This is a genomic window from Neisseria sp. HMSC03D10 (assembly GCF_001807625.1).
GTDB classification, from domain to species: domain Bacteria; phylum Pseudomonadota; class Gammaproteobacteria; order Burkholderiales; family Neisseriaceae; genus Neisseria; species Neisseria mucosa.
The window spans coordinates 1-6,290 of the sequence record NZ_KV789503.1 but is presented as its reverse complement, the minus strand read 5'-3'; the positions used below and the strand labels follow the sequence as shown (position 1 = coordinate 6,290).

Sequence of the window (6,290 nt, the reverse complement as noted above, 5' to 3'; positions counted from 1 at the left end):
CGCCTTGTCCTGATTTAGTTAATCCACTATATATAGCGCAACGGCAAACATTGCGACAGGTCGTCTGAAAGTTTGAAAAACAACGGCTTACTGCCGCTTCCCCTCTTTCAGACGACCTGTTCGACCGTATCATTTGGCTTTTAGATGGTGTGTTTCTGACGTTTTTTCAGTTTGGTCTTAATCCGACCCTGTTTGAGCTGCGACAGGCGTTCGACAAAAACGATGCCCATCAAATGATCCAACTCGTGCTGCACGCAAATCGCCAACAGACCGTCCGCCTCCAGCGTGAATTTCTCGCCTTTTTCGTTCAAAGCCTCGACCTTGACGCGCTCGGCGCGGGTAACGGTGTCGTAAATGCCCGGCACGGACAGGCAGCCTTCTTCGTAAGTGGTTTCGCCGTCTTTTTCAACAATGACGGGGTTGATGAACACGCGCGGCTCGCTGCGGTCTTCAGTCAAATCCATCACGACGACGCGCTCATGCACATCGACCTGCGTCGCCGCCAGCCCGATACCGCGCGCTTCGTACATGGTTTCAAACATATCGGCAACCAGCTTTTGGATGCGCTCATCGACTTGCTCGACAGGCTTCGCCACGGTGTGCAGACGCTCGTCGGGATATTGCAGGATATTCAGTAAAGCCATAATTTTCTCTTCGTTTTTCAATACTTGGGACGCGCATTCAAACACGTCCGGCAGCAGATTGTGTGTGTTTTCATACAAATTTTGCGCCTGTCTTCACAATTCCCGTGATGACACTAACATTCAATGATAAAATATGCGTCAATGAATTTCTGTTCAATGCGCACGAAACGCCTATTGACGTTTTTTAAAGGGGGACGGCGGTTTTTTGCAAACTCCCGGCCATTTCATTTTCTCCGTTTATCATTTAAAGACAAACCGAATCAATTTCAAGGGGAACGGTTATGCAACAACGTATTATAACCCTGCTTTGTGTCGCGGGCATGGCAATTTCCGCCCACGCTCAAGCAGCTTCATTAAAAGTGCGCCCCGATGCGCCGCAACGCTACGTCGTGAAAAACGGCGACACACTCTGGGGTATCTCCGGCAAATATCTGTACAGCCCGTGGCAGTGGAACCGCCTTTGGGGCGCAAACCGCGGGGAAATCCGCAATCCGCATCTGATTTATCCGGGTCAGGTGTTGGTTTTGCGCTACGTCAACGGCCGCCCGCAACTGGGCTTCGAAAACGGCTCCGCAGGCAATGACGGCATTCCGGTCATCAAACTCAGCCCGCGCGTCCGCGAAACCTCTTCAGGCTACGGCATCCAAACCGTCAACGTGAACTTCTACCGCATGTTCATGCAACATCCGCAGTTCATCGACCAAATGAAGACCCAAGACGCACCGCGCCTGATCGACGGTCCTGACAACCGCATCATGTACAGCAAAGGCGAACGCGTGTACGCCTACGGCGTTACCGAACCCGGCCGCTATCTGGTTTACCGCGCCGTCAAAGACCTGACCGATCCCGATACCCGCAAATACCTCGGACAAGAAGTTGTCTTCAGCGGCATCGTCAGCACCCTGCCCTACACCAACAGCGCGCTGGACTCCGCTTCCGACGAAGACCGCAAATACCTGAAAGACGGCGAATACTACACCCGCCTGCACCCGCTGGCGAAAGTGCCGACCCAAACCGCGCAGCCTATGATTGTGGAAGAAGCCGTTTCCGAAATCCGCAAAGGCGATTTCCTACTGAAAATGGACGGCGAAACCGAGCCTTTCCAAATCATGCCGCACGCACCGACGCAACACATCGACGGTAAAGTCATCTCCATCCTCGACGGCGTACACGAAGCCGGACAATTCCAAACCGTTACCCTGAACAAAGGTTCCGCCGACGGCTTGGACAAAGGCACGGTCTTGAGCATTTACAAACGCGACCGCCAAGTGAAAGTCGATTTGGAAGAAGGCAAAAAAGGCCGTAAGAACATCGTTAAATATGTTTCCATCCCTGCCGAAGAAACCGCATTGGCCATGGTATACCGCACCGGCGAACATCTCTCGTCCGCCATCATTTTGGAAAACCTGACCAGCATCAACATCGGCGACACCGTATCCGAACCCGGCCGCGACTTGGACAACATGTCTGACGACAAACCGCACGTCCGCAACGAGCCGCAAGATTCCCACGATACGGAACACAACCAATACAATATCCACAGCAACATCAATAAATATTGATTGATTGCCGACAACAAAACGTCGTCTGAAAATTTCAGACGACGTTTTTTATAAAAATTTGAATAAGCAACGCCGTACCGTCATTCCTAATCAGCGTGAGTCTGATCCTGAGTTTTTCAAAAAATTATGAAGATTGCCGTAATCTCAAACCTCCAAATACCCGCCCGCGCGGAAATGACGATGCCGGCATTTCCTGCTATCGCCCGCTCTATCTGCCCAATCCGCTTTATCCTCAAGATAACTTGTTTCTTGAATGTGCCGATAAACTTCTGCCGCTCATCCCTACCAAGCCATAAGCGGATATATTGTTACCTATCGAATCAGTCAAGCGCCAAACAGGTCGTCTGAAACCTTTTCAGACGACCTGTTTGGCTATGGGCGCTGTGTTAACTGCCTGAACCGACGGTGTAAACCTTACCGATGCTTTCGGGGTCTTGCAGGACGACGGTGACGGCGGCGGCGAGTCCGTTTCGGCTCATGTAGTTTTTAGGGATGCCGTCGGGGTGGTCGGTCAGGATGTGGCGGTTGTCTTCGCTGTTGTCCAATCCGCAGGGGCGGAGGATGGTCCAGTTCAGGCTGCTTTGTTTGAGGTAGATTTCGGCTTCGGTTTTGGCGCGGACGGCTTCGCCGAGGGCTTGTTTGAAGGGTTCGCTCATCATGTCCCATTGTTCGCCGCAGCCCATGCTGGTAATCAGGATGAAACGGGCTTGCGGGTTGGTAGCCTGGGTGGCGGCAATGATGTTGATGTTGCCCAGTGCGTCGCTGCGTATGCCTTGTTCGTTTTTGCCGCCAACGAAGCTGATGACGCTGTCGGGGCGGTATTGCGCGAACACTTTGTCGAGCGCGTCGGCATCGAGCGCGTCGGCGGTGGCCGTCTGAATGCGGTGTTCGCTAAAGAACGAGTCTTCAGGCGGCTTTCTTAATACGGCGACGGTGTCGGCAGGATGGGTGAGTGTGCTGATGAACGCGCGGCCGGACGAGCTGTTGGCACCGAAGATGAGTTGCATGGGGAGCTCCTTTGTGTGTTGGATGGTTAGGGGTTCAATAATCTGTTTACTTTGTTGAGTGGTTGGGACAGGCTGGTTGATTTTCAGACGACTTTGTTGTGTTTGATGCTGCGTGGTCGTGGGCAAAGCCCACGCTGCCTTTTTTCGGTTTTCTCTTGCGACAGAACTGAGATTGTCTGAAAAACAGGCAAAACGAGTTTTATAACAATAGCCGTAGCATGGGTTTTGTCTGCGGAATTAACTTACCGGTTTGGGGTCGTACCCTCTCCCTAGCCCTCTCCCACGGGGAGAGGGGATGGGTTGGTAGGGAGAATCCAAACGACAGAGAATGCCAAAAATGGTTGGTGCTCAGTTGAATCAAAGGTCGTCTGAAAACGGGCAAAGCGAGTTTTATAACAACAGCCGTAGCGTGGATTTTGCCTGCTGAATTGACTTACCGGTTTGTGCTTTACCCTCTCCCTAACCCTCTCCCACGGGGAGAGGGGATGGGTTGACAGGGAAGCTAAAAGTGGCAGAGAAGCCAAAAATGGTTCAGTTGTAGCGTGGGCTATGCCCGCGATTTTGCTCCAAAGGTCGTCTGAAATCTGTATTTGTTTTTAACGAAACTCGCTGTATTCGTTTTAACTTCATTGATACTGCGCTTTCAGACGACCTTGTTGTGTTTGATGTTGTGCTGTCGTGGGCATAGCCCACGCTACTTCTTTTTGGTTCTCTTTCGCGGCAGAGTATTAGGTCGTCTGAAAGCGGGCAAAGCGGGTTTCATGACAACTGCCGTAGCGTGGGTTTTGCCCTCTCCCTAGCCCTCTCCCGCGGGGAGAGGGGATGGGTTGACGGGTAAACTTCAAGTGGCAGAGAAGCCAAAAATGCTTGAATCTCAGTATCCTCAATCCCCTCTCCCCGTGGGAGAGGGTTAGGGAGAGGGCGGTAAGCGCAAGCTTACTTTAGTGGCAAACGCCAATATTGCAGGCAGCCTGTCGAATTTCATCGGATATTTACGATGCCGGAAGATGATTTTGTTTGTGCAGGAATGCAGCAATTTCTCTCGGTTTTCATGCGAAGGTCGTCTGAAACCTGTTTAAGCTGCCTCAAACAGTTTTCTCATGGCTTCGATTTGGTGTTGTTTGAGTTCGCCTGCTTCGTCGCGGCCGACGAAGATTTTGAACATGGCGCCGCCGTTGCGGTTGATGAAGTTGAGCGAACAGGTGGCTTTGCCCATAAACGGGCGTTCCAAAAGGTAGATGGCAGCGCAGTTTTCGTAATAGATATGACCGTGTACGCCGCCGTCGGTTTCGGGGTGGTCGAAGTTGTAGAAGCCGCGGCCGACTTTGCCACCGGGCAGTTTGCCGGTAACTTCGACGATGGCGTCGGGGGTGTGGGCGATGAAGGTGACGGCTTCGTCCCAAGCGGCGACGGCTTGGAGGATTTCGACGATGCGGCTGCCTTCTGTTTGGCGGATGCAGTTTTCGGGCAGGCAGCGGATGACGTCTTCAAAGCTGCATTGGTTTTGCGCGGCGAGCATTTCGAGCACTTGGCCGGGATTTTTTTCCAATGATTGGCGCAACATGATTTGTTGTTCGGATGAAAGTTTTTGCATGGTTTGATCCTTTTCTTGGGTCGGGAGGGTGAGCATGAGTTTGCGGATGAGGGTGGGTGACCAGTAGCGGCCGCTGGTGTTCAGGCGGATGAGGCCGTCCGAACCTTGTTCTTCAAAGAGCTGCATTGCCTGCCATTGGGCAATCAGTTTCTGCGCGGCGGCGTTGCCGTCAAACAGCGAGGGATTCAGACGGCCTGTTTCCATGTCGTGCTGCACTTGTCCGAGCAGGGTTTTGTTCGGGCTGTGACCGCTCATGAAGGCGATGTTTTTTTCGCCTTTCGGGGTGGCGAGGTAGCTGTCCAAATCGCCCTGCACCTGATAGCTGAAGCCGTCGAAGTTGCCGCCTGCGCCGGAGCCGAACGCCCAGCAGGGAATGTTGGATTTGACCAGCGTGTTGTATCGGTTGCGTTCGCCGCGGCCGGGATAGGCGAAATGGCTGTTGCTGACTTGGTTCCAGCCTTTTTGCGCCAGCGTTTCGACGGCGTAGGCGTATTGGTCTGCCTGAATGTCGAAACCCGGCGGGGCGGGGAATGCACCTTTTTCCACCATGCGGTTGATGGGCAGCATGGGATAGAGGTTGAAGGCGTAGGTGTCGAGTCCGGACAAAGGCAGGGCGGTGGCGCGTTTGAGGTCGTTTTGCCAAACGGCGTCGGTTTGGTTGGGCAGGCCGAACATCAAATCGACAACGATTACGGCATTGATTTCACACAGTTTTTCCAGATAGGCAAAGGCTTCGTCGCCGCCGTGTTTGCGGCCGAGGCGGCGGCGGATGGCGGTGTCGAAGGTTTGCACGCCGATGGAAATGCGGTTGGCACCCGCTTCGATGCAGGCTTGGGCTTTTTCGATGTCGAAATGGCTCATGCGGCCTTCGATGGTGAACTCGCAGTCGTCGGCAATCGGCAGGTATTGGTAACAGGCGCGGATGAGTCTGGCGAGGTCAGGGGTTTGCAGTGCGGTGGGCGTGCCGCCGCCGAAATAGACGGCGCGGATTTTGCCGTTGCCTTGGCGGATTTCGGCTTCCGCCGCCATTTCTTCGATGATTTTGTCGGTGTAAACGCTGCTGTAACTCTCTTTCCACGCGTTGCGGTAGAAGCCGCAGAACACGCAGTGGTTGGCGCAGAAGGGGATGTGCAGATAGGCGAGCGCGTCGGAATCGGCGGCATGGGGGAGCTTCTGCCGCCAAATATTTTGCCATTGCGGACGGGGAATCGGTATGCCGCCCCATATCGGCATCAACGCCTGCCGTTCGGGAAAGGCTTTAGGCGCGGATTGGCGCGGTGTCCAAACAATCTGCTTTTCCATAATTGATTAAAAATGATTATTAATCATATTAGGAAATTAAATCACTGTCATCAGGCAGTGTCAAGGATGATGGAGCGGGGAAACGGAACATAAACAGTGTCGGCAGGTGAATAAATATAGTGGATTAACTTTAAATCGGTATGGCGTTGCTTCGCCTTAGCTCAAAGAGAACGATTCTCTA

The 6,290-nt window shown here is 53.1% G+C and carries 4 protein-coding genes; 1 reads left to right on the top strand and 3 read right to left on the bottom strand.

Annotation, left to right across the window (positions count from 1 at the left end):
- Positions 1 to 140: 140 nt before the first annotated feature.
- The gene (gene def / locus HMPREF3066_RS02390; protein WP_029609881.1) at positions 141 to 644 is read right to left on the bottom strand and encodes a peptide deformylase; all 504 of its coding nucleotides are present in this window, start codon (positions 642 to 644) and stop codon (positions 141 to 143) included.
- Between the two features lie 281 nt (positions 645 to 925).
- Here def and HMPREF3066_RS02385 point away from each other — a divergent pair, with 281 nt between their 5' ends.
- Positions 926 to 2,206 carry a LysM peptidoglycan-binding domain-containing protein gene (locus HMPREF3066_RS02385; protein ID WP_009312686.1) on the top strand — a complete coding sequence of 427 codons (1,281 nt, stop codon included), beginning with the start codon at positions 926 to 928 and terminating at the stop codon, positions 2,204 to 2,206.
- 386 nt (positions 2,207 to 2,592) lie between these two features.
- Here HMPREF3066_RS02385 and HMPREF3066_RS02380 read toward each other — a convergent pair whose 3' ends face one another.
- Both HMPREF3066_RS02380 and hutW read right to left on the bottom strand, forming a co-directional pair.
- A complete protein-coding gene (locus HMPREF3066_RS02380) occupies positions 2,593 to 3,213 on the bottom strand; it encodes an NAD(P)H-binding protein (RefSeq protein ID WP_070440213.1) in 621 nt (206 codons plus the stop codon).
- A 1,075-nt stretch (positions 3,214 to 4,288) separates the two neighbouring features.
- Positions 4,289 to 6,109 (bottom strand): heme anaerobic degradation radical SAM methyltransferase ChuW/HutW, encoded by a 1,821-nt coding sequence (gene hutW, locus HMPREF3066_RS02375; protein ID WP_070440212.1) that lies wholly within the window; start codon positions 6,107 to 6,109, stop codon positions 4,289 to 4,291.
- Positions 6,110 to 6,290: the final 181 nt, after the last annotated feature.

Excerpts from the sequence above, each read along its gene's own strand:
- def (WP_029609881.1), bottom strand. The coding sequence starts at position 644 with ATGGCTTTACTGAATATCCTGCAATATCCCGACGAGCGTCTGCACACC.
- HMPREF3066_RS02385 (WP_009312686.1), top strand. The coding sequence starts at position 926 with ATGCAACAACGTATTATAACCCTGCTTTGTGTCGCGGGCATGGCAATT.
- HMPREF3066_RS02380 (WP_070440213.1), bottom strand. The coding sequence starts at position 3,213 with ATGCAACTCATCTTCGGTGCCAACAGCTCGTCCGGCCGCGCGTTCATC.
- hutW (WP_070440212.1), bottom strand. The coding sequence starts at position 6,109 with ATGGAAAAGCAGATTGTTTGGACACCGCGCCAATCCGCGCCTAAAGCC.